21 protein-coding genes are annotated in these 24,435 nt (G+C 61.3%); 12 read left to right on the top strand and 9 right to left on the bottom strand.

Going from position 1 to position 24,435, the window contains the following annotated elements; translation table 11 throughout:
• Positions 1–146 precede the first annotated feature (146 nt).
• On the top strand, positions 147–1,442 hold the full coding sequence (gene gbcA / locus HX824_RS07760) for a glycine-betaine demethylase subunit GbcA (protein ID WP_003216945.1): 1,296 nt from the start codon (positions 147–149) through the stop codon (positions 1,440–1,442).
• Between the two features lie 759 nt (positions 1,443–2,201).
• Here gbcA and HX824_RS07765 read toward each other — a convergent pair.
• The 6 genes from HX824_RS07765 to HX824_RS07790 form a co-directional block, all read right to left on the bottom strand.
• Positions 2,202–2,972, bottom strand: coding sequence for an electron transfer flavoprotein subunit beta (locus tag HX824_RS07765; protein ID WP_102370063.1), 771 nt, complete (start codon positions 2,970–2,972; stop codon positions 2,202–2,204).
• A gap of 10 nt (positions 2,973–2,982) precedes the next feature.
• The gene (locus HX824_RS07770) at positions 2,983–4,203 is read right to left on the bottom strand and encodes an electron transfer flavoprotein subunit alpha/FixB family protein (RefSeq protein WP_087694762.1); all 1,221 of its coding nucleotides are present in this window, start codon (positions 4,201–4,203) and stop codon (positions 2,983–2,985) included.
• Entirely contained in the window at positions 4,203–6,143 is a 1,941-nt protein-coding gene (dgcB, locus tag HX824_RS07775) for a dimethylglycine demethylation protein DgcB (protein ID WP_177054413.1), read from the bottom strand. Before dgcB ends, HX824_RS07770 begins: the two co-directional genes overlap by 1 nt.
• Before the next feature lie 158 nt (positions 6,144–6,301).
• The gene (gene dgcA, locus HX824_RS07780; RefSeq protein WP_087694764.1) at positions 6,302–8,362 is read right to left on the bottom strand and encodes a dimethylglycine demethylation protein DgcA; all 2,061 of its coding nucleotides are present in this window, start codon (positions 8,360–8,362) and stop codon (positions 6,302–6,304) included.
• Positions 8,363–8,377: 15 nt separating this feature from the next.
• Positions 8,378–8,908 (bottom strand): DUF5943 domain-containing protein, encoded by a 531-nt coding sequence (locus HX824_RS07785; RefSeq protein ID WP_087694765.1) that lies wholly within the window; start codon positions 8,906–8,908, stop codon positions 8,378–8,380.
• Positions 8,909–8,984: 76 nt separating this feature from the next.
• Complete coding sequence (locus HX824_RS07790) at positions 8,985–9,962, bottom strand: dipeptidase (RefSeq protein WP_003216932.1); 978 nt, start codon at positions 9,960–9,962, stop codon at positions 8,985–8,987.
• A gap of 219 nt (positions 9,963–10,181) precedes the next feature.
• Here HX824_RS07790 and HX824_RS07795 point away from each other — a divergent pair, with 219 nt between their 5' ends.
• A complete protein-coding gene (locus HX824_RS07795; protein WP_177054414.1) occupies positions 10,182–10,583 on the top strand; it encodes a lysozyme inhibitor LprI family protein in 402 nt (133 codons plus the stop codon).
• Between the two features lie 42 nt (positions 10,584–10,625).
• A complete protein-coding gene (locus HX824_RS07800; RefSeq protein ID WP_177054415.1) occupies positions 10,626–11,042 on the top strand; it encodes a DUF3010 family protein in 417 nt (138 codons plus the stop codon).
• Positions 11,043–11,180: 138 nt separating this feature from the next.
• On the opposite strand, the gene HX824_RS07805 is transcribed toward HX824_RS07800, so the two are convergent.
• On the bottom strand, positions 11,181–12,125 hold the full coding sequence (locus HX824_RS07805) for a GlxA family transcriptional regulator (protein WP_003216927.1): 945 nt from the start codon (positions 12,123–12,125) through the stop codon (positions 11,181–11,183).
• A 193-nt stretch (positions 12,126–12,318) separates the two neighbouring features.
• Here HX824_RS07805 and HX824_RS07810 point away from each other — a divergent pair, with 193 nt between their 5' ends.
• From HX824_RS07810 to HX824_RS07835, 6 genes are all read left to right on the top strand, one after another.
• Positions 12,319–13,263, top strand: coding sequence for a choline ABC transporter substrate-binding protein (locus tag HX824_RS07810; RefSeq protein ID WP_003216926.1), 945 nt, complete (start codon positions 12,319–12,321; stop codon positions 13,261–13,263).
• 87 nt (positions 13,264–13,350) lie between these two features.
• Positions 13,351–14,238 carry a 3-keto-5-aminohexanoate cleavage protein gene (locus HX824_RS07815; protein WP_003216924.1) on the top strand — a complete coding sequence of 296 codons (888 nt, stop codon included), beginning with the start codon at positions 13,351–13,353 and terminating at the stop codon, positions 14,236–14,238.
• A gap of 177 nt (positions 14,239–14,415) precedes the next feature.
• Entirely contained in the window at positions 14,416–15,381 is a 966-nt protein-coding gene (locus HX824_RS07820; RefSeq protein WP_177050232.1) for an L-carnitine dehydrogenase, read from the top strand.
• 140 nt (positions 15,382–15,521) lie between these two features.
• On the top strand, positions 15,522–15,998 hold the full coding sequence (locus HX824_RS07825; RefSeq protein WP_008430629.1) for a thioesterase family protein: 477 nt from the start codon (positions 15,522–15,524) through the stop codon (positions 15,996–15,998).
• Positions 15,999–16,007: 9 nt separating this feature from the next.
• Entirely contained in the window at positions 16,008–17,168 is a 1,161-nt protein-coding gene (locus HX824_RS07830; protein ID WP_177054416.1) for a gamma-butyrobetaine dioxygenase, read from the top strand.
• A 379-nt stretch (positions 17,169–17,547) separates the two neighbouring features.
• Positions 17,548–17,811 (top strand): hypothetical protein, encoded by a 264-nt coding sequence (locus tag HX824_RS07835; RefSeq protein ID WP_003216918.1) that lies wholly within the window; start codon positions 17,548–17,550, stop codon positions 17,809–17,811.
• A gap of 107 nt (positions 17,812–17,918) precedes the next feature.
• On the opposite strand, the gene HX824_RS07840 is transcribed toward HX824_RS07835, so the two are convergent.
• Positions 17,919–19,022 (bottom strand): GlxA family transcriptional regulator, encoded by a 1,104-nt coding sequence (locus HX824_RS07840; RefSeq protein ID WP_003216915.1) that lies wholly within the window; start codon positions 19,020–19,022, stop codon positions 17,919–17,921.
• 540 nt (positions 19,023–19,562) lie between these two features.
• A complete protein-coding gene (locus HX824_RS07845; RefSeq protein WP_008434038.1) occupies positions 19,563–20,939 on the bottom strand; it encodes an L-serine ammonia-lyase in 1,377 nt (458 codons plus the stop codon).
• A gap of 436 nt (positions 20,940–21,375) precedes the next feature.
• On the opposite strand from HX824_RS07845, the gene HX824_RS07850 reads away from it, so the two are divergent.
• The 3 genes from HX824_RS07850 (at position 21,376) to choV (ending at position 24,411) form a co-directional block, all read left to right on the top strand.
• Positions 21,376–22,323 (top strand): choline ABC transporter substrate-binding protein, encoded by a 948-nt coding sequence (locus HX824_RS07850; RefSeq protein WP_003216912.1) that lies wholly within the window; start codon positions 21,376–21,378, stop codon positions 22,321–22,323.
• Positions 22,324–22,390: 67 nt separating this feature from the next.
• Positions 22,391–23,236, top strand: a complete 846-nt coding sequence (gene choW / locus HX824_RS07855) for a choline ABC transporter permease subunit (RefSeq protein WP_003216909.1) — start codon at positions 22,391–22,393, stop codon at positions 23,234–23,236.
• Positions 23,233–24,411 carry a choline ABC transporter ATP-binding protein gene (choV, locus tag HX824_RS07860; protein ID WP_003216907.1) on the top strand — a complete coding sequence of 393 codons (1,179 nt, stop codon included), beginning with the start codon at positions 23,233–23,235 and terminating at the stop codon, positions 24,409–24,411. The genes choW and choV overlap by 4 nt, the downstream gene beginning before the upstream one ends.
• Positions 24,412–24,435 lie beyond the last annotated feature (24 nt).

Genomic DNA, 24,435 nt, shown 5'->3' on the forward strand with positions numbered 1-24,435 from the left:
ACAGAGTGGGCCATGTCGTTCATGGATAAGGTTCTGGCCGTTGTGGGGCCCACACTCGCTCCCAACAAAGACGCTTTCTTTACGCCTTGCTGCAAAACCTAGCCACTATTCGCCGGCCACACAGAATGGCCATGAGGACACACACGATGGACGTCACCGCAACCTTAAGCTTGGGCGATCCGCTGGAACCCGCACGCAAGGCCACTGCGCAAATGCTGCAAGAACGCGAGCGGACCTTTTCGCTGCCGCAGCCGTTTTACTCTGATGAGCGGCTGTTCGATATCGACATGCAGGAAATTTTCCAGAAAGAGTGGTTGATCGCCGGCATGACCTGCGAGATCCCCGCCAAGGGCAACTACATCACCCTGCAAGTGGGCAAGAACCCGATCATCGTGATCCGTGGCGCCGACGGCGTGGTGCACGCGTTCCATAACGTGTGTCGCCACCGCGGTTCGCGCCTGTGCACCAGCGACAAGGGCAAGGTCGCCAAGCTGGTGTGCCATTACCACCAGTGGACCTATGAACTGGACGGCCGCCTGCTGTTCGCCGGTACCGAAATGGGCGCCGACTTCGACATGAAGCAATACGGCCTCAAGCCGGTGAATGTGAAGACCGCCGGTGGCTACATCTTTATCAGCCTGTCGGAGAACCCGCCGGCCATCGACGACTTCCTGTCGACCTTGAGCCACTACATGGAACCCTACGACATGGAGAACACCAAGGTGGCGATCCAGACCACCTTGTTTGAAAAAGCCAACTGGAAGCTGGTGCTGGAAAACAACCGCGAGTGCTACCACTGCAACGCGTCGCACCCGGAACTGTTGAAAACCCTGCTGGAATGGGACGACGTTACCGACCCGCGGGCCGACCAGGCCTTCAAGGACCACGTGGCCGCCTCCGCCGCCGCCTGGGATGCCGAAAAGATCCCTTACGCCCACGCCAGCTTCGGCCTGCGTAACCGCATCGTGCGCATGCCGCTGCTCAAGGGCACCGTGTCGATGACCCTCGACGGCAAGCAAGGCTGCAACAAGCTGATGGGCCGCATTAAGAACCCGGACCTGGGCTCGATGCGCATCCTGCACCTGCCTCACTCGTGGAACCACTGCATGGGCGACCACATCATTGTGTTCACCGTGTGGCCGATCAGTGCCCAGGAAACCATGGTCACCACCAAGTGGATCGTGCACAAGGACGCCGTGGAGGGTGTGGACTACGACGTCGAGCGCATGCGCAAAGTGTGGGACGCCACCAATGACCAGGACCGTCGCCTGGCCGAAGAGAACCAGCGTGGCATCAACTCCACCGCGTACCAGCCAGGGCCGTACTCCAAGACTTATGAGTTTGGTGTGGTCAACTTTGTGGACTGGTACAGCGAGCGGATGCTGAGCAACCTGGGGGCGGCGCCAGCGCCGTATCTGAAAGGCGTCGCGGTCCACGAGTAAGCCATACAGTGACAGGGACCTGAACTGTACAAAAAACAGCCAGGTCTCTGACAGACCCCTGCTTTCCTGCCTTCCAGCCATTGCCCAACAACTTATCCACAAAGCCACCCACAGCAATTGTGGGCAACTGCGCTTTCCCGTCGAAATAAAACCAATAAAATCCGTGACTTATTCAAAGGTACCGGTTTTATCCCACATTGATCATTTTTTGACCTAAAGCCTGAAAGCCACGTCCTGCATGGGCTACAGAGGAACGCAAACACCTTATCCACAGAAGCGCCAACAGACTTTGGGGGCAACTTTGGGCCATCTGTGGAAAACCGGCTTAAACCGAGGAAAATCGCGGCTTTGAAAGCAAAAACCAGCCGGAATAGCGATATTGGTTACATTTTAATCAACGCACTGTAAGCCACGCGTTATATGGCCTACAGCGGATAGCGAACATCTTATCCACAGAAGCACCAACAGACTTTGGGGGCAAGTCTGCGCCGGGTATTTTCCTTATCCACAGAAAAACCCAAGGAAAAACCGTCAGTTAGGTTGGTTATTTTTCGTACAACGAGCTGGAGGGCTTGATTTGCATGGGGTGTGGACAGCCGCGAACAGGTTATCCACAGGTGGGTTAACAGGGATTGTGGGTAAAGCCACAATCGCCGCAACACAGTGTGGGAGCGGGCTTGCTCGCGAAAGCGGCGGATCAGTCGGTACATGAGTTACCTGACACACCGCCTTCGCGAGCAAGCCCGCTCCCACAGTGGATCAGCGCACTACACCTTCTTCTATAAGCAATTTAAGAATGGCTTCAGCGCCCGCTTCCGGGCTCACGCCTTTGAGCACCTGCCCACCGCCGCCGCTGGCCTTGGCCGTTGCAGCCTTCATCCGGTCGGCACCGCTTTTGGCCTTGATCACCTTGAGGCGCTTGGGCCGAGGCTTGGCCGGCTGCAATACAGCGCCTGTGAATAACTCATCCTCCAACACCTCGACGTCATGGGCCGTCAGCTCACCGCGTTGCGCCGGGCCGTAGGCGCTTTGCCGTGGCTTGGGCGCCGCGTTATCCACCGTGGCCATAAACGGCAGGCGCACCTTCAGCCGCCGCCGTTGGCCGCGAGGCAAGGCCTGCAGCACATGGGCCACGCCGCCTTCGATGGATTCCACCTGGGCCAGGCCGACAATCAGCGGCCAACCCAGTTGTTCCGCCAGCAGGAACGGCAACATCCCCGAGCCTTCGCCGGTTTCCGCCTGGCTGCCGGTGAGCACCACTTGGGCGCCCGCGTCCCGCAGATAGTCGCCGAGCACCGGCAAGGCGTCTGCCCCGGCCGGTTGTTCAAGCACGTGCAACTGCGGCAAGCCCATGCCCAGGTAAGCGCGCAGGGTGGGTTCGCCGATGTCGCCGGCGTGCAGCACTTGCAGGTTATCCCCTGCCAGTTGCAGGCCCAGTTCCACTGCGCGCGCGTCTTGCTCGGCCCGGCGTGGACGGCCGGAAGTCGGGTGGGCACCGATGGACACCAGGCTGATTACATTCGTCGTCATGGCCGTTTCCTTAAGCCGCATCGCGCTTGGCGCCGTGGCGGTAGGCCTCGACCGCAACGATCAAGGCTTGCAGTATCGCGGCGCTTTCGCCGATCACCGACAGGTCGGCACGCTTGATCATGTCGCAGCCCGGGTCGAGGTTGATCGCCACCACCTTGTCGCAGGCACCAATGCCTTGCAGGTGCTGGATCGCCCCGGAAATCCCCACCGCCACGTAAACCCGCGCGGTGACCCAGGTACCGCTGGCGCCGACCTGGCGATCGCGCGCCATGAAGCCGTCGTCCACCGCCACCCGCGAAGCACCTTCGGTGGCGCCCAACGCGGCAGCAGTCTGGTGGAACAGTGCCCAGTCCTTGACCCCGTTGCCGCCCGAGAAGATGAACTCGGCTTCGGCCATGGGAATTGCCCCCGGGTCCACGGCCACCGCGCCCAAATCCTCAATGCGCGGCAAGCTGCGGGCCAGGCTTGTGGATAACTCCACCGGCAACACTTCGTGACGGGTATCGCTGACAGGCTCGGCGCATTCCGCCGCCGCCAGGATTATGCGTGGCAGTGGCCGGGCCAGGTCTTGCTGGCCGGCACCCGCACGGCCAATACATTCCTGGCCCTTGATCTGCCAGACCCGCGTGGCCGGGCGCTCCTTGAGGCTGGCGGCAAAGCGCCGCCCCAATTCACCACCGCCGCTGCGGCTGTCCGGCAGCAACCAGTGGCGCGGGTTGAACTGGTTATCCACAGCCCGCAGCCCGTGAACCCGTTGCTCCGGTGAATAACCGTCGAATTCATGCCCGTCCAACACCAGCAGCCGATCCACACCGGCGGTGGCGAAGGCGTTTTCCTTGTGTTCGCCGAACACTACGGCCAATACCGCACCGTCGTCGCCGGCCAGCTGCCGGGCCAGGCCCAGCAAGTCGCGGTCGTGGCTGCTCAGGCGGCCGCCGACCATGTCCGGCACCACGTTGATGTAGAAAGCGGGCGCCGGTACCTGATGCAGCGGCAACTGCACTTCCACCGCTGCCGTACGCTTGGCCGCGCCGCCCTGCTGGGCGCCGCTGCGGTCAATACGCTTGATGCCGTTGGGGCCGATAAAACCGACACCGTGCACGTTCTTGCGGATGACCCCATTGGGCCCCATCCAGCTGTGTTGCACCGGCTGCATCGCCGCGTGCAGCGGGTGCAGGCGGTTACGGGCGATCCATTCGGCCCGTGGGTCGCGGCGGATAATGTCGCTCATCAATGCACCTCCGCAGGTTCGCGTTTCGGCGCCTTGGCCGGTGCCGCGTCTTCAAGCAACGCGTCAGCTACCAGTTCGGCAATGTCCTTGATCAAGGGACGCGGTTCGACCACGCCTTCCAGCATCGCCGTGCACTGTGGACAACCCACGGCCACCAGTTCGGCGCCGGTCTCGCGGATGTCTTCCATGCGCATGTCGGGAATCCGCTGCTTGCCGGGAATATCGGTGATCGGCGCCCCGCCACCGCCACCGCAGCAGCGCGAGCGGAAACCGGAGCGCTGCATTTCCTTGACCTCGATCCCCAGCGCCCGCAGCACTTGGCGCGGTGCCTCGTACTCACCGTTGTAGCGGCCCAGGTAGCACGGGTCGTGATAGGTCACGCTGTTGCCTTTGTGCTGGCCCAGGTTCAGGGCGCCGGCGTCGATCAGTTCGGCCATGTAGGTGCTGTGGTGCTGCACCAGGTAGTTGCCATCGAAGGCGCCGTATTCGTTTTTCAGCACGTGGAAACTGTGGGGGTCGCAGGTGACGATGCGCTTGAAGCTGTACTTGGCCAGGGTCTGGATATTGCGTGCGGCCAGCAGCTGGAAAGTCGCTTCATCGCCCAGGCGCCGGGCCACGTCGCCGCTGTCGCGCTCCTCAAGGCCCAGTACGGCGAAGTCGACCTTGGCGGCTTTCAGCACTTTGACGAACGAGCGCAGGGTGCGCTGGTTGCGCATGTCGAAGGCACCGTCGCCGACCCAGAACAGCACGTCGACGGTTTTCCTGTCGCTGAGCAAGGGCAGGTTCAAATCCGCCGCCCAGTTCATCCGCCCGCCCGGTGCGAAACCGCCCGGGTTGTCGGTGGCGATCAGGTTTTCCAGGACTTCGGCGCCCTTGTTCGGGGTCGCGCCTTTTTCCAGGGTGAGGTGGCGGCGCATGTCGACGATGGCGTCCACGTGCTCGATCATCATCGGGCACTCTTCCACGCAGGCGCGGCAAGTGGTGCACGACCACAGGGTCTCGGCGTCCACCAGGCCATTGACGATTGGCTGGTGCGGGTTGCCGCTGTGTTCGCCGATGGCTTTGCCAGGATACGGGCTGCCGGCGAACTTGGCGTCGGTGCCACCGGCCAGGCCGACGACCATGTCCTGGATAAGTTTTTTCGGGTTCAGTGGCTGGCCGGCGGCGAACGCCGGGCACGCGGCTTCGCACTTGCCGCACTGCACGCAGGCGTCGAAGCCGAGCAGTTGGTTCCAGGTGAAATCCACCGGTTTTTCCACGCCCAGGGGCGCGCTTTTATCCGCGAGGTCCAGGGGTTTCAAACCGGTGGAACGGCCGCCGCCGAAGCGTTCGGCGCGGCGGTGCCAGGCCAGGTGCAGGGCACCGGCGAAGGCGTGTTTCATCGGGCCGCCCCAGGTCATGCCGAAGAACATTTCCGACACGCCCCACAACACGCCCAGGCTCAGCAGCGCGGCGAGCAGCCAGCCGCCGAAGTCCGCCGGCAGAATCCCGGCCACCGGCAAGGTCACCAGGAAGAAGCTCACCGAGAACGCCATCAGGCTTTTCGGCAGGCGCATCCACGGGCCTTTCGACAGGCGTGCAGGCGGGTTGCGACGGCGCAGGTAGACGAACGTGGCGCCGACAAACATCAGCACCGAAGCCAACAGCAAGGCGTAGCCGAGGATGCGGTTATGCAGGCCGAAACCGTGCACCAGGATCGCCAGCAGCGCCGAGAGCACAAAGCCCAGGGCGGTGGCGACGTGGGTGTTGGCGATGTATTTGTCGCGGGCGACCACATGGTGCAGGTCGACCATGTAGCGCCTGGGCATGGCCAACAGGCCGCCGAGCAAGTCGACCTTGGAGGACCGGCCGCGGCGCCACATGTTCACCCGGCGCAGCGCGCCGAGGACGGCAAGGCCCAGGGCGGCGAAGAGCAGGATGGGAAGAAGGGTGTTCAACATGGTGAAGCTCCCGAAGACCACACAGGTCTACTGTGAAACTGGCCCGAAATGTGGGAGCGGGCTTGCTCGCGAAGGCAGCGTGTCAGTCGATGCATCCAGTGGCTGACACACCGCTTTCGCGAGCAAGCCCGCTCCCACATTTGACCGAGTACACCTCGTCAGAAATCCTTGCACAGGCGCAGGGCGTCATAGATGGCCGCGTGGGTATTACGCTGGGCCACGCAGTCACCAATGCGGAACAGCAAGTACCCCTCGCCCGGCTCGCTCAGGCACGGCTGCGGCTTGATCGCGAACAGGGCCTCTATATCCATCTGGCCCTTGTTGCGCGAGCCTGCCTTGAGCCCGTAGTAGAGCTCTTCGTCCGGACGCACGCCGTTCTCGACCACCACCTGGTCCACCACCCGCTCTTCCCTGGCCCCGGTGTATTCGTTCTCCAGCACCGCCACCAGCTTGTCGCCTTCGCGGTAGACCTTTTCCAGCATCATGTCGCCGGTCATGATCACTTCCTTGGGGTACATGCTGCGGTAGTACGTCGGGAACGACGTACCGCCCACGGCCACGCCCGGCTTGATGTCGTCGGTGACGATCTCGACCTGGCTGCCCTTGTCCGCGAGGAAGTCGGCCACCGACATGCCGGTGAACTCGCAGATGGTGTCGTACACCAGCACGTTCTTGCCAGGTAGAACCTTGCCGTCGAGCACGTCCCAGCTGCTGACCACCAGGCCTTCAGCCGCGCCCCAGTGTTCGTTTTGCTCCAGGAACGGATGACCGCCCACCGCCAGCACCACCACGTCCGGGCGCAGGTCGAGGATGGTTGCCGCGTCCGCCGCCACGCCCAGGCGCAGGTCGACGTTCAGGCGCGCCAGTTCCAGCTGGAACCAGCGGGTGATCCCGGCAATCTGGTCACGCTGCGGGGCTTTCGATGCAGTGGTGATTTGCCCGCCGATAAATTCTTTCTTCTCGAACAGCGTCACGTCGTGGCCACGTTCGGCAGCCACCCGCGCCGCTTCCATCCCGGCCGGGCCAGCCCCCACCACCACGACTTTGCGTTTTGGCCCGGTGGATTTCTCGATGATGTGCGGCACGCCCATGTATTCACGGGAGGTCGCGGCATTCTGGATGCACAGCACGTCCAGGCCCTGGTACTGGCGGTCGATGCAGTAGTTGGCGCCGACGCACTGTTTGATCTGGTCGATCTGGCCCATCTTGATCTTGGCAATCAGGTGCGGGTCGGCGATGTGGGCGCGGGTCATGCCGACCATGTCCACGTAGCCGCCTTCCAGGATGCGCGTGGCCTGGTTCGGGTCCTTGATGTTCTGCGCGTGCAGCACCGGGGCCTTGACCACTTCCTTGATGCCGGCCGCCAGGTGCAGGAACGGCTCCGGTGGATAACTCATGTTCGGGATAACGTTGGCCAGGGTGTTGTGGGTGTCGCACCCCGAGCCGACCACGCCGATGAAGTCGAGCATGCCGGTGTCGTCGTAGTACTTGGCGATCTGTTTCATGTCCTCGTGGGACAGGCCGTCCGGATGGAATTCGTCGCCGCACAAACGGATGCCGACGCAGAAATCCGGGCCGACTTCCTTGCGTACCGCCTTCAACACCTCAAGGCCGAAACGCATGCGGTTTTCGAAGCTGCCGCCCCATTCGTCAGTACGTTTGTTGACCCGAGGACTCCAGAACTGGTCGATCATGTGCTGGTGCACCGCTGACAGTTCCACACCGTCCAGGCCACCGGCCTTGGCCCGTGCCGCAGCGGTGGCGTAGTTGCCGATCACACGCCAGATTTCTTCAGGCTCGATGGTCTTGCAGGTGGCGCGGTGCACCGGCTCGCGGATGCCCGAAGGCGACAGCAGCGTGGGCCAATGCTCGCCGTCCCAGCGCGAGCGACGGCCCATGTGGGTAATCTGGATCATGATCTTGGCGCCATGCTTGTGCATGGCGTCGGCCAGGTTCTGGAAGTGCGGGATGATCCGGTCATCCGCCAGGTTCACCGACTTCCACCAGCCTTGCGGGCTGTCGATGGCGACACTGGAAGAACCGCCGCAGATCGCCAGGCCGATCCCGCCCTTGGCTTTCTCTTCGTAGTACTTCACATAGCGGTCGGTGGTCATGCCGCCGTCGGTGGCATACACCTCGGCGTGAGCGGTACTGAGCACGCGGTTGCGGATGGTCAGTTTGCCGATCTGGATCGGCGCAAACATTGCTTCGAAAGCCATGGCAGGGTCCTCGACTTACAACGGCTTGACGGTGAACAGGCCGTCGTCGTGGCCCTCTTCGGAGCCGCCGTAGACTTGTTCCGCAACGGTGCGAACCTTGCTGCCACGGGCTTCGAGAATCTGGTCCATCGCGCCGGCAAACCAGCCGGTGAACATGTAGTCGACCTTGCGCCCGACCTTGCCGTACACGTAGACAAACGCCGAGTGCTCGAGCTTGACGCTGGCGGTGCCTTTATCGAGGTCGATGTCCTGGATCTTGAACAGGCCCCAGCCGCGCTGCGACAGGCGTTTCATGTAGTGCTCGAACACTGCGACGCCTTCCAGGCCGTGGCATTCAGCTTCTTTTTCACACCAGTGCCAGGCGGATTTGTAGCCGGCCTTGTAGAGGATTTCGGCGTAGGCCTCGCTGCCCAGGACTTCTTCAATCCCCATGTGGTTGTTGACGAAGAAATGGCGCGGCACGTACAGCATCGGCAGGGCGTCGGAGGTCCAGACACCGGTTTCGCTGTCGACTTCGATAGGCAATTGAGGGGCGATCTTGGCCATGGAAACTTAACTCCGGAAAATGCTTTGGTAAGCCCCCGACGCATAAGGTTGGGGGAAAAGAGGCGTGAGTGGTGGCTTATTCGCCCCAGACGTCCTTCAGGACGTTGACCCAGTTTTCGCCCATGATCTTGCGCACCACGCGCTCGGGATGGCCGCGCTTGAGCAGGGTCTCGGTGAGGTTCGGGAACTCGCCCACGGTGCGGATGCCCAGCGGGTTGATGATCTTGCCGAAGCTGGTCAGGCGGCGGGCGTAGCCCTTGTCGTGGGTCAGCATTTCGAAGAAATCCTGGCCATGGCCCTGGGTGAAGTCGGTGCCGATGCCGATGGCGTCTTCGCCCACGATGTTCATGGTGTACTCGATGGCTTCGGCGTAGTCGTCGATGGTCGAGTCGATGCCCTTGGCCAGGAACGGCGCGAACATGGTCACGCCGACAAAGCCGCCGTGGTCGGCGATGAACTTCAGCTCTTCATCGGACTTGTTGCGCGGGTGCTCTTTGAGGCCTGAAGGCAGGCAGTGGGAGTAGCACACCGGCTTTTTCGATTCGAGGATGACTTCTTCGGAGGTCTTGGAGCCCACGTGGGACAAGTCGCACATGATGCCGACGCGGTTCATCTCGGCGACGACCTCGCGACCGAAGCCCGACAGGCCGCCATCGCGCTCATAGCAGCCGGTGCCCACCAGGTTCTGGGTGTTGTAGCACATCTGCACCACGCCAACCCCGAGCTGCTTGAAGATCTCGACGTAGCCGAGCTGGTCTTCAAACGCGTGGGCGTTCTGGAAGCCGAAGATGATGCCGGTCTTGCCCTGTTCCTTGGCGCGACGGATATCGGCGGTGGTTTTCACCGGGATCACCAGGTCGCTGTTTTCGCGAATCAGGGTCTGGCTGGCCACGATGTTGTTAATGGTGGCCTGGAACCCTTCCCATACCGACACGGTGCAGTTGGCAGCGGTGAGGCCACCCTTGCGCATGTCTTCGAACAGGTCGCGGTTCCACTTGGCAATGATCAGCCCGTCGATAACGATGCTGTCGGCGTGCAATTCGGCTGGGCTCATCAGGCGTCCCCTTATTGGCGATTCATGCGCCGAATCGTCTGCCGGCGCTTTGGGGCCAGCATATGCCCCGGGGCAGAAGGAGCCGGGTGCAAAAACGACAAGGGAATTGCCGAAAGCGTCAATCCGCGACAAAGGCCAACATGACATCTCTGACGGGTGTCTGTTCTTTGTCTTACGCTTGAGCCAGAATTTGCTCATCAACTGATATGAGACGGCGCAATGAAATCGATTTTCCTGGCTTTGGCACTCATCGCAACCGGCGCACACGCCGCTGAAGACACCGACAGCACGCCTTGCGATGGCATCGAGAACGACAAGCAAACCCTGGAATGCGCCACCTACAACAAAACCACCGCCGAACAACTGCTCAAGGATAACTACCAGGGGCTGCTGGAACGCATGGGTTCGACCTATGGCAGCAATAAGACGCAGCTGGCGGACATTACCGCTCGTCTGAAGGATGCCCAGCAGAAGTGGGAAAAGTTACGGGATGCGGATTGCGCTGTAGATACCTTCCCGGCAGTGGCGGGAAGCAAGGCATATGCGATCCAGCAGAATGATTGTCTGGCGCGGATGAGTGATGAACGGTCGGAGTTTTTGGAGTCGATTGGGCAGGAATAAGCGACAATCCCCTCCACTCTCTACTCAGAACCAAGGCTATTCATGACAATCTGCGGCATCGAAATCAAAGGCAGCGAAGCCATTATTGCTGTCGCCTCGCTCGACGGTCAGGCATTGGGCCACGTCGCTCTGGCCACCAAGAAAATCGCCCTTGAAGACGATGATGAGGCGGCCAACGTCAAGGCCTTCGCCGCTCAGGTCAGCGCGTTTGTGCGGGAAAACGGCATCAGCCGCATCGCCATCAAGAAGCGCAGCAAGAAAGGCGAGTTCGCCGGTGGCCCGACTACGTTCAAGATTGAAGGTGTGTTTCAGTTGCTGGAGGGCGTTGAAGTGACGCTGCTGTCGCCGCAGACCATCAATGCGCAGAACAAGAAACACGACTTTGCCCTGCCGGCGACGCTGAACAAGTATCAGCATGAGGCCTTCAAAGCCGCGTGTTCAGCCCTGCTGAAGAAATAAGCTACATCGCACATCCCCCGTGGGAGCGGGCTTGCTCGCGAATGCGGTGTGTCAGTCAATACATGTACCGACTGATCCACCGCTTTCGCGAGCAAGCCCGCCCCCACATTTGATCTGTATTGTTCTCAAGAGCAGTGCTCATACCGCTTCCCGGCGCCGATCTTCCCTTGGGCACTTGGCAAACCTTGCCCGGTAGCTGCGGGTGAAATACGACGGCGACTCAAACCCGCAGGCGATGCTCACCTCCAGCACGCTCAGGTCGCTCTGGCGCAACAACTGCCGAGCCTTTTCCAGGCGCAAACCCAGGTAGAAGTTGCTCGGTGTGTCGTTCAGGTGCAGCCGAAACAAGCGCTCCAACTGCCGCCGCGTGACCTTGATCGCCTCCGCCAGCGCCAGTGTGCTCAACGGCGGTTCCGTGTGCTGTTCCATCTCCCCAATCACCTGCACCAACTTCTTGTTGTTGATGCCGTAGCGCGTGGCGATCTGCATGCGTTGGTGGTCTTTGCGCGGGCGGATGCGGCCGAGCACGAATTGCTCGGACACCTGGATCGCCAACTCTGGCCCGTGAGCCTGGCTGATCAGGTCGAGCATCAGGTCGATGGAGGCGGTGCCGCCCGCCGAGGTGATGCGCCGGCGGTCGATCTCGAACAGCTCCTGGGTTACCGTCAGCTGTGGATAAGATTCCTTGAAGGCGTCGATGGCTTCCCAGTGCAGGGTCAGGCGGTGGCCGTCGAGCAGGCCGGCTTCGGCGAGTACGCAGGCGCCAGTGTCGATGGCGCCGAGGGTCACGCCGTCGTGATCAAGGCGACGCAGCCAGTGTTCCAGTGCGGGCGTGGCGAACTTCAGCGGTTCGAAGCCGGCCACCACCAATAAGGTCGAGCCTTTTTTCAGCGGCTCCAGCGCGGCGTCGGCGTTGACCGACATGCCATTGCTCGCCAGCACCGCGCCGCCGTCGGCGCTCAAGACGTGCCAGCGGTACAGCTCGCCGCGAAAACGATTGGCGACACGTAAAGGTTCGATCGCGGAAATAAAGCCGATGGCGGAGAAGCCCGGCATCAGCAGAAAGTAGAAATCCTGGGACATGGAGCGCTCTCGTAGGACGGACAGCGTGGTCACTGTGATACGCCAGTTCAATCGGTCATTCAAGGGGGCAGGTCGCTGCAGTGCAAGAGCTGGTCGCCGCCGTGCGTTTTGTCGGGGACCAAGCTGCGTAACTTGGCTGCACGGTGCACAAAGACGCCGGAACCCACAATAACAACCTGCCGAGGGAACCACCATGAACCGACTGATCAGCCGCTGTGTGCTCGCACTCAGCGCCAGCGCCATTTTGAGCACCAACGTCATGGCAGCCGATGCGGCTTCTTGCCAGAACGTGCGCATGGGCGTGGTGAACTGGACCGACGTAATCGCCACCAGTGCCATGACTCAAGTGTTGCTCGACGGCCTCGGCTACAAGACCAAACAGACCAGCGCGTCCCAGCAAATCATCTTTGCCGGTATTCGCGACCAGCGCCTGGACATGTTCCTGGGCTACTGGAACCCGCTGATGACCCAGACCATCACCCCGTTTGTCGACGCCAAGCAGGTCAAGGTGCTCGACAAGCCGTCCCTGGAAGACGCCCGCGCGACCCTGGCGGTGCCGACTTACCTGGCCGACAAGGGCCTGAAGACCTTCGCCGACATCGCCAGGTTTGAAAAAGAACTGGGCGGCAAGATCTACGGCATTGAACCGGGCTCGGGCGCCAACACCCAGATCAAGGCGATGATCGCCAAGAATCAGTTTGGCCTGGGCAAGTTCCAACTGGTGGAATCCAGCGAGGCCGGCATGCTCGCCGCCGTCGACCGCGCCGTGCGCCGCAAGGAGGCCGTGGTGTTCTTCGGCTGGGCGCCGCACCCGATGAACGTCAACGTGGCGATGACTTACCTCACCGGCAGTGATGACGCGCTGGGCCCGAACGAAGGCATGGCCACCGTGTGGTCCGTCACCTCGCCGACCTACGCCGAGCAATGCCCCAACGTGCACAAGTTGCTCAGCAACCTGACCTTCACCGCCGCCGACGAGAGCCGAATGATGCAGCCGCTGCTGGATCACAAGGACGCTTTCGAGTCGGCCAGGCAATGGCTCAAGGATCACCCGCAAGACCAGCAGCGCTGGCTGGAAGGCGTGACCACCTTCGACGGCAAACCCGCCGCAGCCAACCTGCAATTGACCAGCAAATAACCTGTCTTGAATCACCGTTTCGCAGCCGCTCCCGGCTGCGAACGGTATGACTACGCCTGAAAATCACGCCTGTAAGGAACCTGCCTCATGAACCACGACGTCATCATCACCTGCGCACTCACCGGTGCTGGCGACACGACCGCCAGAAGCCCTCACGTGCCGGTCACTCCGAAACAAATCGCTGCCGCGGCGGTGGAAGCAGCCAAGGCCGGTGCCACCGTGGTGCATTGCCACGTACGTGACCCCGAGACCGGCAAGTTCAGCCGCGACGTGGCGCTGTACCGCGAAGTGATGGAGCGCATCCGCGAGGCGGACGTCGACATCATCGTCAACCTCACCGCCGGCATGGGTGGCGACCTGGAAATCGGTGGCGGCGAGAACCCCATGGAATTCGGGCCCAACACCGACCTGGTGGGCCCGCTGACCCGCCTGGCCCACGTGGAAGAGCTGCTGCCGGAAATCTGCACCCTGGACTGCGGCACCCTGAACTTTGGCGACGGCGACACCATTTACGTCTCCACCCCGGCCCAGCTGCGGGCTGGCGCCAAACGTATTCAAGAGCTGGGCGTTAAAGCCGAGCTGGAGATTTTCGACACCGGTCACCTGTGGTTCGCCAAGCAGATGATCAAGGAAGGCTTGCTCGACAACCCGTTGTTCCAGCTGTGCCTGGGCATCCCGTGGGGCGCGCCGGCCGACACCACCACCATGAAAGCCATGGTCGACAACCTGCCGGCTGACGCGGTGTGGGCCGGCTTCGGCATTGGTCGCATGCAGATGCCGATGGCGGCGCAAGCGGTGCTGCTGGGCGGCAATGTGCGAGTCGGCCTGGAAGACAACCTGTGGCTGGACAAGGGCGTGCTGGCGACCAACGGCCAGTTGGTGGAACGCGCTAGCGAGATCCTCAGCCGCCTGGGTGCGCGGGTCATGACCCCGGCCGAAGGCCGCGTGAAGATGGGCCTGACCAAGCGCGGCTAAAACACACTGCACGACGCCCTGCAGGAACCGAATCAAATGTGGGAGCGGGCTTGCTCGCGAATGCGGGGGATCAGCCACCGAATGCATCAACTGACAGACCGCTTTCGCGAGCAAGCCCGCTCCCACATTTTGATCTTGGCTCTCACACAGAATCACCGAACTCTTTAGGAATTTGCCATGAGCTTTATCACTGAAATCAAAACCTTCGCCGCGCTGGGCAGCGGTGTTATCGGCAGTGGCTGGGTATCCCGCGCCCTGGCTCACGGCCTGGATGTGGTGGCCTGGGACCCGGCGCCTGGCGCCGAAGCGGCCCTGCGCAAACGTGTCGCGAATGCTTGGGCCGCCCTGGAAAAACAAGGCCTTGCACCGGGTGCCTCGCAAGATCGCCTGCGCTTTGTGGCCACCATTGAAGAGTGCGTGAAAGACGCTGACTTCATCCAGGAAAGCGCCCCGGAACGCCTGGAATTGAAGCTGGAGTTACACAGCAAAATCAGCGCGGCGGCCAAGCCGAATGCGTTGATTGGTTCGAGTACTTCGGGGCTGTTGCCGAGCGAGTTTTATGAAGGCTCCACGCACCCGGAACGTTGCGTGGTGGGGCATCCGTTCAACCCGGTTTACCTGTTGCCGCTGGTGGAAGTGGTAGGCGGCAAAAACACTGCGCCGGAAGCGATTCAGGCAGCAATCAAAGTGTACGAATCCCTCGGCATGCGCCCTTTGCATGTGCGTAAGGAAGTGCCCGGTTTTATCGCTGACCGGCTGCTGGAAGCCCTGTGGCGTGAGGCGTTGCACCTGGTGAACGATGGTGTGGCAACCACCGGCGAGATCGATGATGCGATTCGCTTTGGCGCCGGTTTGCGCTGGTCGTTCATGGGCACGTTCCTGACCTATACGCTGGCGGGCGGTGATGCCGGGATGCGGCACTTCATGGCGCAGTTCGGCCCGGCCTTGCAGCTGCCGTGGACCTATCTGCCAGCGCCGGAATTGACCGACAAATTGATTGACGACGTGGTGGACGGCACCAGCGATCAGTTGGGCAAGCACAGCATTTCGGCGCTGGAGCGCTATCGTGATGATTGCCTGCTGGCGGTGCTGGAGGCGGTGAAGATCACCAAGGAAAAACACGGTATGACCTTCGCCGAATAAGCCCTGTAAAGATCGTTCCCACGCTCTGCGTGGGAATGCAGCCCAGGACGCTCTGCGTCCCAACGCGTGACGCAGAGCGTCACAGGAGGCGTTCCCACGCAGAGCGTGGGAACGATCACGTACCTACCGGGAACCGAACCATGCCCGCACTCACCACCTACACCACCAAAATCCTCCCCGAGTGGGTCGACTACAACGGCCACCTGCGCGATGCGTTCTACCTGCTGATTTTCAGCTACGCCACCGATGCGCTGATGGACACCCTGGGCCTGGACAGCGAAAACCGCGAAGCCAGCGGCCACTCGCTGTTCACCCTGGAGTTGCACCTCAACTACCTGCACGAAGTGAAACTGGGCGCCGCCGTCGAGGTGCACACCCAACTCATCGCCCACGACCGCAAGCGCCTGCACCTCTATCACAGCCTGCACCTGGTGGGCGACGAAAAGGAGCTGGCGGGCAACGAACAGATGCTGCTCCACGTCGACCTCGCCGGGCCGCACTCGGCGCCATTCAGTGAAGCGGTGCTGGGCAAGCTCGCCAGCATCAGCGCCGAACAAACCGACCTGCCGAAGCCCGCCCTGCTCGGCCGCGTGATTGGACTGCCACCCCAAAAATAAGGAATCGCCATGCAAACCGCCGCCGCTGTTGCCGACTTCCGTACTTACCCACTGATCAGTGACCTGGCCGATGTGCAGGTGCACGGCGATCACCTCAGTGTGCGATGGGCCGATGGGCGGGTCAGCCCGTTTCATCACCAGTGGCTGCGGGACAACTGCCCGTGCCCTGTTTGCGTCTACAGCGTGACCCGTGAACAGGTGCTGGAAATCGTCGATGTGGACGAACACCTCACGGCCCTCAGTGCGCGTATCGACCAGGGTCTGCTGACAGTGGAATGGAGCGGCGGGCATCGCAGCCAATACGATCCCGGATGGTTGCGGGCGCACGCCTACGATGATGAATCACGCGCGGAGCGCCGGGCTGCCAAACCGAAATCCCTGCTGTGGGACCACAGGTTCGAGCTGCCCGTCTTCGACTACGCGGCATTGATGGAAGACCCGAAAGCCCTGCTGCAATGGCTGCTGGCCCTGCGTGACAGCGGCCTCACCCAAGTGCGCGGTGTGCCCACCGAACCTGGCTCGCTGGCGCTGATCGCCAAGCGCATTTCGTTCATCCGCGAGAGCAACTTCGGCGTGCTGTTCAACGTGCAGTCCAAGGCCGATGCCGACAGCAACGCCTACACGGCATTCAACCTGCCGCTGCACAGTGATTTGCCGACGCGGGAGCTGCAACCCGGGCTGCAGTTCTTGCATTGCCTGGTGAACGACGCCGACGGGGGCGAGAGTATTTTTGTCGACGGTTTTGCGATTGCCCGGGCATTGCGCGATGAAGATCCGGAAGCCTTTCGCGCGTTGTGCGAGATCCCGGTGGAGTTTCGCAACAAGGACCGTCACAGCGACTATCGCCGGCTGGCGCCGATCATCGCTCTGGATGCCTTGGGTGAAGTCGTCGAGATTCGCATGGCCAACTTTCTGCGCGGGCCGTTTGAGGCGCCTGCAGAGCAGATGCCGTTGCTCTATCGCGCCTATCGCCGGTTTATTGCGATGACCCGGGAGGAGCGTTTTCGACTGGTCAAACGTCTGAATCCGGGCGAGCTGTGGTGCTTTGATAATCGCCGGACCCTGCATGCGCGCAATGCGTTTGATCCGGCGTCCGGCGCGCGGCATTTCCAGGGCTGCTATATCGACCGCGATGAGTTGTTGTCGCGGATATTGGTGTTGCAGCGGTAGACCGAGGCGCGCCCTTCGCGAGCAAGCCCGCTCCCACAGTTGACCGAGTTCCTCCTGAAAAAACGCGGTCAACTGTGGGAGCGGGCTTGCTCGCGAAGAGGCCAGCAGCTTCACCTCAAATTTCAGCTCAAAAAAAGCCCCGATTCAGCCGTGACAGGATCGGGGCAGAGCGCTTTGTGTGAGCTGCGCATCCCGAGGGTGACCAAACCTTCAAGCTGCTTGCTTGGTGTCAGTGTGCACACTCCCCTGCCTTGCGAGTTAGCCGAAAACGACCTGTTCATAGGTGTGCCGGACATTCATGCATTCAGGCCTTGCCGACTCGGTGATGGCCTACCAGAATCGACCTCAATCCCCCGCTCCCCTAACAAGGATTAACGTCATGATGCACGCGGATTTGATTGACCAGGATGACCTGCTGGGCCAGCTGCGGTCGTTGGGTTTCGAGGTATCCAGCGGCGCTACCGCCGAGCAGGCTTGCGAGTGTGCGGTGCGCGGCTTGAGCGCGGCGCGGGCCAAGGCGCTCAAGGGTATGGTTGAGCAGATGTACACCGGCAGCGCGACGATCTTGCCGGCGGTGAGGCAGGCGATCGACAAGCAGTTGCTGCCGGCCTTGGTGCAATTTCGGCAGAACTCTGGCGCCTGATATACCGCATTCGCGAGCAAGCCCGCTCCCACATTCGACCGCGTTCCTACTGAAAAAACGCGGTCAAGTGTGGGAGCGGGCTTGCTCGCGAATGCAGGCGACTCGGTCTAAAGCCTTACACTCGCGAAAGTCGACTCATTCCTGGCCTGGCTCAACGCCGACAACGGCCCGGACAACGGTGACAACACCAGCGCCTGCGGAATCGGCATCATCGCCACCTGCTGCGTGGTGTTGGAACCCACACGCTCATCCCGCGGCGGAATGCCGAAGTATTCGCGGTAGCACTTGGAGAAGTGCGGCGTGGAGACAAACCCGCACACCGACGCCACTTCGATGATCGACATCGGCGTTTGCTTGAGCAACTGCCGCGCACGGATCAGGCGCAACTTGAGGTAGTAGCGCGACGGCGAACAGTGCAGATATTTCTGGAACAAGCGCTCCAGTTGACGCCGGGAAACCGCGACGTACACCGCCAGTTCATCGAGGTCGATCGGCTCTTCCAGGTTGGCCTCCATCAGCGCGACGATTTCCTGCAACTTCGGCTGGTTGGTGCCAAGCATGTGCTTGAGCGGCACACGCTGGTGATCCTGTTCGTTGCGGATGCGCTCGTACACAAACATCTCGGAGATCGCCGCCGACAACTCACGGCCGTGGTCACGGCTGATCAGGTGCAGCATCATGTCCAGCGGCGCGGTGCCGCCGGAGCTGGTGAAGCGGTTGCGGTCGAGGGTGAACAGGCGGGTGCTCATGGCCACGCGGGGAAAGGCTTCCTGCATCGACGCCAGGCATTCCCAGTGCACGCTGCAATCAAAACCGTCCAGCAGGCCGGCGCAGGCCAGGGCCCAGCTGCCGGTGCACACCGCGCCAAGGCGACGGGATTGGCGCGCCTGGCTTTGCAGCCACGACACATGTTCACGGGTCACGGTGCGCTGGATACCCACGCCGCCACAGACGATCACGGTGTCCAGGGCCGGAGCTTTGTGCATGGAAGCATCGGGGGTGATTTGCAGACCGTCGCTGGCCCACACCTGGTTTCCGTCCACACTCAACGTCGTCCAGCGATACAGCTCGCGGCCGGAGAGTTGGTTGGCCATGCGCAGGGGTTCGACTGCGGAGGCCAGGGAAATCAGCGTGAAATTGTCCAGCAGCAAAAAGCCGATGGATTGAGGCGCACGGTTCTGGGGTTGAGCCCCGGAGTTGAACGACGTCATCGCGGTATCTCCTCACACAAAGCGGGTGATGGCCTCAGGCGAGGCTCTTGTTATTGCGCTCATCGCCTTAAGGAAACTCCTATGGCGAGAGGCTTTGTATTGATAGAGCAAATGCCATGCCTAAAGTTGAATGCGTATTCAATAACTCCTGAAAACGACCTCATGACGTGTCTATATAAGCCCGCGCATGGAGTGGGGGATATGACCCAGAAAAGACGTGAGAGAACGCAGGCTCAAGGTGTGTGAGCAGATCGGTAGCACTTGTGGGAAGGGAGAGAAACGACGTGGGAAAAGTCTGTCACCACAAGCACGGGTGACCGATGGTCATGAGGGGAAATCGTTCGGGAGCTACTTATCTAATTGCGACGCGCTAAAAGGTGGCGCTTTTGGTTCTGGTGTTCACTTTATGAGCAGTGTTGCCCGGTCTACCGCATTCGCGAGCAAGCCCGCTCCCACACTTGACCGCGTTTTTTCAGTAGGAACTCGGTCGAATGTGGGAGCGGGCTTGCTCGCGAATGCAGGCGACGCGGTCTTTCCGGATCAACACTCCACCGCACTCACCGCCAACCCACCCCGCGATGTTTCCTTGTACTTGTCATGCATATCCGCCCCGGTATCGCGCATGGTGCGGATCACCCGGTCCAGCGAGATGAAGTGCTGGCCATCCCCCCGCAGCGCCATCTGCGCCGCGTTGATCGCCTTCACCGCGGCAATCGCATTACGCTCGATGCACGGCACCTGCACCAGCCCGCCTACCGGGTCGCAGGTCAGGCCGAGGTTGTGCTCCAGTCCGATCTCCGCCGCGTTGCACAATTGCTCCGGCGTAGCCCCGAGGATCTCCGCCAACCCCGCCGCCGCCATGGCGCACGCCGAGCCGACTTCACCCTGGCAGCCGACTTCGGCACCCGAGATCGACGCGTTCTTCTTACACAGGATGCCCACCGCCGCCGCGCCGAGGAAATAGTCGACCACGTTGGCCTCGGTCACTTCTTCGCTGAACTTCATGAAGTAGTGCAGCACCGCCGGGATGATCCCCGCCGCGCCGTTGGTCGGTGCCGTGACCATGCGCCCGCCGGCGGCGTTTTCTTCATTCACCGCCAGGGCGAACAGGTTGACCCATTCCATCGCGCTCAAGGTCGAGCCGATCACGTTCGGCTTGCCCAGCTCCTGCAAGCTGCGGTGCAACTTGGCTGCACGCCGCCGAACATTGAGACCGCCGGGAAGGATGCCTTCGTGCTTTAGGCCTTGCTCCACGCAATCCTGCATGGCGCGCCAAAGCTTCATCAGGCCGCTGCGGATTTCTTCTTCCGAGCGCCAGGTTTTTTCGTTCGCCAACATCAGCTCAGCGACGCGCAGGTTGTGGGTCTTGCACAGCTGCAGCAGTTCCACCGCACTGGAAAAATCATAGGGCAGCTCGGTGCGGTCCATGTCCGCCACGCCGCTGTTGGCCTGGGCTTCATCCACCACGAATCCGCCGCCCACCGAGTAGTAGGTGTCGCGGTGCAGCTCGCCGTTATCACCAAACACCACCAGGGTCATGGCATTGGGGTGGAACGGCAGGTTTTCGTCGATCAGGCGCATGTCCCGCGCCCATAAGAAAGGCACCGGCAAACGTGCGTCCAGCAGCAGGGTGTTGGTCTCGCGCAGGGTTTCGATGCGGATGCCGATCTGTGACGGATCGATCGCGTCCGGCCACTCGCCCATCAGGCCCATGATCACCGCGTTGTCGCTGCCGTGACCGATGCCCGTGGCCGATAAGGAGCCATACAGCTGAACTTCGACGCGCCTGACTTGTTCCAACACATCACGTTCACGTAATCCTTGAACGAACAACGCCGCGGCGCGCATGGGGCCGACGGTGTGAGAACTCGAAGGCCCAATGCCGATCTTGAACAGGTCGAAAACGCTGATAGCCATTGCCGTGAAACTCCTCGATGAGCACAGGCCAGGCGCACATAACGCCTGGTGACGGAGCTGCTACGCTCATGTCGCAATCCGCCCAGATGCGGCCATCATCAAGCTTTTGTTGGCGCTCACGGCGTCTCACACCGACGTACCCATGCTCATCAGCGCCGCTGTTGTGGAAGGCGACGTTTTGGCCGTTTTTTGCGGTGCAGATCGGTAAAAAGTGCAGTTTTGCCGTGGAAAAAATCTGTAAGCGACGTCACCGACACTGGATACGACCATCCCTGTACTGGATACGACGCCCCCTGTAGGCGTCAGATTTTCACTGGTACATGATCAGTCTCGACTCGTTTGCACAGTTGCGTGGCAGAGCTGTGCCGCACGCCCAACCGCAACACTTATAAGCGCGGTGTTATTGCCGCCAGAAAAACACCAGGAGTCCACCCCCATGAAAGGTTCCCCGTCGTTGTTGTTGGCCGCCATGCTGAGTCTGCCAGTCGTGGCTCACGCTGCAGAACCGGCGCAATGCCAGACCGTCAACTTCTCCGATGTCGGCTGGACCGACATCACCGTCACCACCGCCACCACCAGCGAAGTCCTCAAGGGCCTCGGCTACAAACCCCGCACCACGATGATTTCAGTACCAGTGACCTACAAGTCCCTGGCCGACGGCAAGAACATGGACATCTTCCTCGGCAACTGGATGCCGACCATGGAAAACGACATCAAGCAGTACCGTGATGCCGGCACCGTGGAAACCGTGCGCGCCAACCTGGAAAACGCCAAGTACACCCTGGCCGTACCGGAAGCGCTGTACAACAAGGGCCTGAAAGACTTCGCCGACATCGTCAAATTCAAGGATGAGCTGGGCGGCAAGATCTACGGGATCGAGCCGGGCAACGACGGCAACCGGACCATCCAGACCCTCATCGACAAGGACGCTTTCGGCCTGAAAACCGCCGGTTTCAAAGTGGTCGAATCCAGCGAAGCCGGGATGCTTTCGCAGGTGGAACGCGCCACCAAGCGCGACCAGGCCATCGTGTTCCTCGGCTGGGAACCGCACCCGATGAACACCCGCTTCAAGATGAAGTACCTGACCGGGGGTGATGATTCATTCGGCCCCAACTACGGCCAGGCCACCATCTACACCAACGTCCGCAAGGGCTACACCCAGGAATGCAGCAACGTGGGCCAGTTGCTGAAAAACCTGTCGTTCACCCTGAACATGGAAAGCACCCTGATGGGTAATGTCCTGGACGACAAAATGAAGCCTGACGCCGCCGCCAAGGCGTGGCTGAAGAAGAACCCGCAAGTGCTCGACACCTGGCTCGCCGGTGTCACCACGGTCGATGGCAAACCAGGATTGGAGGCCGTCAAAGCTTACCTCGCCAAGTAACCGCTGACCCCGGGCCGGTACGCTGGCCCGGGATGTTTTTCCTCTTCGCATGTGGACATTCACTACCATGCTGACTGAACATAAAATCCCGCTAGGCCAGTACATCGCTGCCTTCGTTGAGTGGTTGACCCAACACGGGGCCGCCTACTTCGACGCAATCGCATCGACCCTGGAAACGATGATCCACGGCGTGACGTTCGCGCTGACCTGGTTCAATCCACTGGCATTGATCGGTCTGATTGCGCTGCTCGCTCACTTCATTCAACGCAAATGGGGCCTGACCGTTTTTGTCATCGCCTCCTTCCTGCTGATCCTCAACCTGGGGTACTGGCAGGAAACCATGGAGACCCTGGCGCAAGTGCTGTTCGCCACCCTGGTCTGCGTGGTGATCGGGGTGCCGCTGGGCATTGTTGCCGCGCACAAACCGATGTTCTACACCCTGATGCGGCCGGTGCTCGATCTGATGCAGACCGTACCGACCTTCGTCTACCTCATCCCTACCCTGACCCTCTTCGGGCTGGGTGTGGTGCCCGGGCTGATTTCCACGGTGGTGTTTGCGATTGCCGCGCCTATCCGTCTGACTTACCTGGGTATCCGTGATGTGCCGCAAGAGTTGATGGACGCCGGCAAGGCCTTTGGCTGCTCGCGCCGTCAGTTGCTCTCGCGGATCGAACTGCCCCACGCCATGCCGAGCATCGCCGCCGGCATTACCCAATGCATCATGCTGTCGTTGTCGATGGTGGTGATCGCGGCCCTGGTGGGCGCCGACGGCCTCGGCAAACCGGTGGTCAACGCGCTGAACACCGCCGACATCGCCCTGGGCTTTGAAGCCGGCCTGGCGATCGTACTGCTGGCCATCATGCTCGACCGCATCTGCAAACAACCCGACGCCAAAGTAGGGGGTGATGCATGAGCATTATCCGATTCGAAAATGTCGACGTGATCTTCTCCAAAGACCCACGCGAGGCGCTCAAGCTGCTGGACCAGGGCATGACGCGCAACGAGATCCTGAAAAAGACCGGGCAGATTGTCGGCGTTGAAAACGCCAGCCTGGATGTCGAGAAAGGCGAGATCTGCGTGCTGATGGGCCTGTCCGGCTCGGGCAAGTCGAGCTTGTTGCGCTGCATCAATGGCTTGAACACCGTCAGCCGCGGCAAGCTGTTTGTGGAGCATGAAGGTCGCCAGATCGACATCGCATCCTGCACCCCCGCCGAGCTGAAAATGATGCGCACCCAGCGCATCGCCATGGTGTTCCAGAAGTTCGCCCTGATGCCCTGGCTGACGGTGCGCGAGAACATCAGCTTCGGCCTGGAGATGCAGGGCCGCCCGGAGAAAGAACGACGCAAGCTGGTGGACGACAAGCTGGAACTGGTGGGCCTGTCGCAGTGGCGCAACAAGAAGCCCGACGAGCTTTCCGGTGGCATGCAGCAGCGTGTCGGCCTGGCCCGCGCATTGGCGATGGACGCCGATATCCTGTTGATGGACGAACCCTTCTCGGCACTCGACCCGCTGATCCGCCAGGGCTTGCAGGATGAGTTGCTGGAGCTGCAACGCAAGCTGAGCAAGACCATCGTATTCGTGAGCCACGACCTGGATGAGGCGCTGAAACTCGGCAGCCGCATCGCGATCATGAAAGACGGCCGGATCATCCAGTACAGCGTGCCGGAAGAGATCGTGCTGAACCCGGCGGATGACTATGTGCGGACCTTCGTGGCCCACACCAACCCGCTGAATGTGCTGTGTGGCCGCAGCCTGATGCGCACGGTGGATAACTGCACCCACGTCAACGGCTCCATCAGCCTGGACCCGGGCGGTGACTCGTGGCTGGACCTGGCCGAAGGCAACACCATCAAGGGCGCGCGGCAGAACGGTTCGGTGCTGAACCTGCAGAACTGGGCACCGGGGCAATCGGTGGAGGGCCTGGGCCGGATGCCGACGCTGGTGGATTCGAATATCGGGATGCGTGAGGCGTTGCAGATTCGGTATCAGACAGGGAACAAGCTGGTGCTGCAGGACAACAACAAGGTGGTGGGGATTCTGGGTGACAGCGAGCTCTATCACGCCCTCTTGGGCAAGAACCTGGGCTAACAGACACCGCAAAAAAAATGTGGG

It is taken from the genome of Pseudomonas sp. D4002 (assembly GCF_013385665.1).
GTDB lineage: Bacteria > Pseudomonadota > Gammaproteobacteria > Pseudomonadales > Pseudomonadaceae > Aquipseudomonas.

Bases quoted from the DNA above. Each gene is read 5' to 3' on its own strand.
- gbcA (WP_003216945.1), top strand. From the start codon at position 147: ATGGACGTCACCGCAACCTTAAGCTTGGGCGATCCGCTGGAACCCGCA.
- HX824_RS07765 (WP_102370063.1), bottom strand. From the start codon at position 2,972: ATGACGACGAATGTAATCAGCCTGGTGTCCATCGGTGCCCACCCGACT.
- HX824_RS07770 (WP_087694762.1), bottom strand. From the start codon at position 4,203: ATGAGCGACATTATCCGCCGCGACCCACGGGCCGAATGGATCGCCCGT.
- dgcB (WP_177054413.1), bottom strand. From the start codon at position 6,143: ATGTTGAACACCCTTCTTCCCATCCTGCTCTTCGCCGCCCTGGGCCTT.
- dgcA (WP_087694764.1), bottom strand. From the start codon at position 8,362: ATGGCTTTCGAAGCAATGTTTGCGCCGATCCAGATCGGCAAACTGACC.
- HX824_RS07785 (WP_087694765.1), bottom strand. From the start codon at position 8,908: ATGGCCAAGATCGCCCCTCAATTGCCTATCGAAGTCGACAGCGAAACC.
- HX824_RS07790 (WP_003216932.1), bottom strand. From the start codon at position 9,962: ATGAGCCCAGCCGAATTGCACGCCGACAGCATCGTTATCGACGGGCTG.
- HX824_RS07795 (WP_177054414.1), top strand. From the start codon at position 10,182: ATGAAATCGATTTTCCTGGCTTTGGCACTCATCGCAACCGGCGCACAC.
- HX824_RS07800 (WP_177054415.1), top strand. From the start codon at position 10,626: ATGACAATCTGCGGCATCGAAATCAAAGGCAGCGAAGCCATTATTGCT.
- HX824_RS07805 (WP_003216927.1), bottom strand. From the start codon at position 12,125: ATGTCCCAGGATTTCTACTTTCTGCTGATGCCGGGCTTCTCCGCCATC.
- HX824_RS07810 (WP_003216926.1), top strand. From the start codon at position 12,319: ATGAACCGACTGATCAGCCGCTGTGTGCTCGCACTCAGCGCCAGCGCC.
- HX824_RS07815 (WP_003216924.1), top strand. From the start codon at position 13,351: ATGAACCACGACGTCATCATCACCTGCGCACTCACCGGTGCTGGCGAC.
- HX824_RS07820 (WP_177050232.1), top strand. From the start codon at position 14,416: ATGAGCTTTATCACTGAAATCAAAACCTTCGCCGCGCTGGGCAGCGGT.
- HX824_RS07825 (WP_008430629.1), top strand. From the start codon at position 15,522: ATGCCCGCACTCACCACCTACACCACCAAAATCCTCCCCGAGTGGGTC.
- HX824_RS07830 (WP_177054416.1), top strand. From the start codon at position 16,008: ATGCAAACCGCCGCCGCTGTTGCCGACTTCCGTACTTACCCACTGATC.
- HX824_RS07835 (WP_003216918.1), top strand. From the start codon at position 17,548: ATGATGCACGCGGATTTGATTGACCAGGATGACCTGCTGGGCCAGCTG.
- HX824_RS07840 (WP_003216915.1), bottom strand. From the start codon at position 19,022: ATGACGTCGTTCAACTCCGGGGCTCAACCCCAGAACCGTGCGCCTCAA.
- HX824_RS07845 (WP_008434038.1), bottom strand. From the start codon at position 20,939: ATGGCTATCAGCGTTTTCGACCTGTTCAAGATCGGCATTGGGCCTTCG.
- HX824_RS07850 (WP_003216912.1), top strand. From the start codon at position 21,376: ATGAAAGGTTCCCCGTCGTTGTTGTTGGCCGCCATGCTGAGTCTGCCA.
- choW (WP_003216909.1), top strand. From the start codon at position 22,391: ATGCTGACTGAACATAAAATCCCGCTAGGCCAGTACATCGCTGCCTTC.
- choV (WP_003216907.1), top strand. From the start codon at position 23,233: ATGAGCATTATCCGATTCGAAAATGTCGACGTGATCTTCTCCAAAGAC.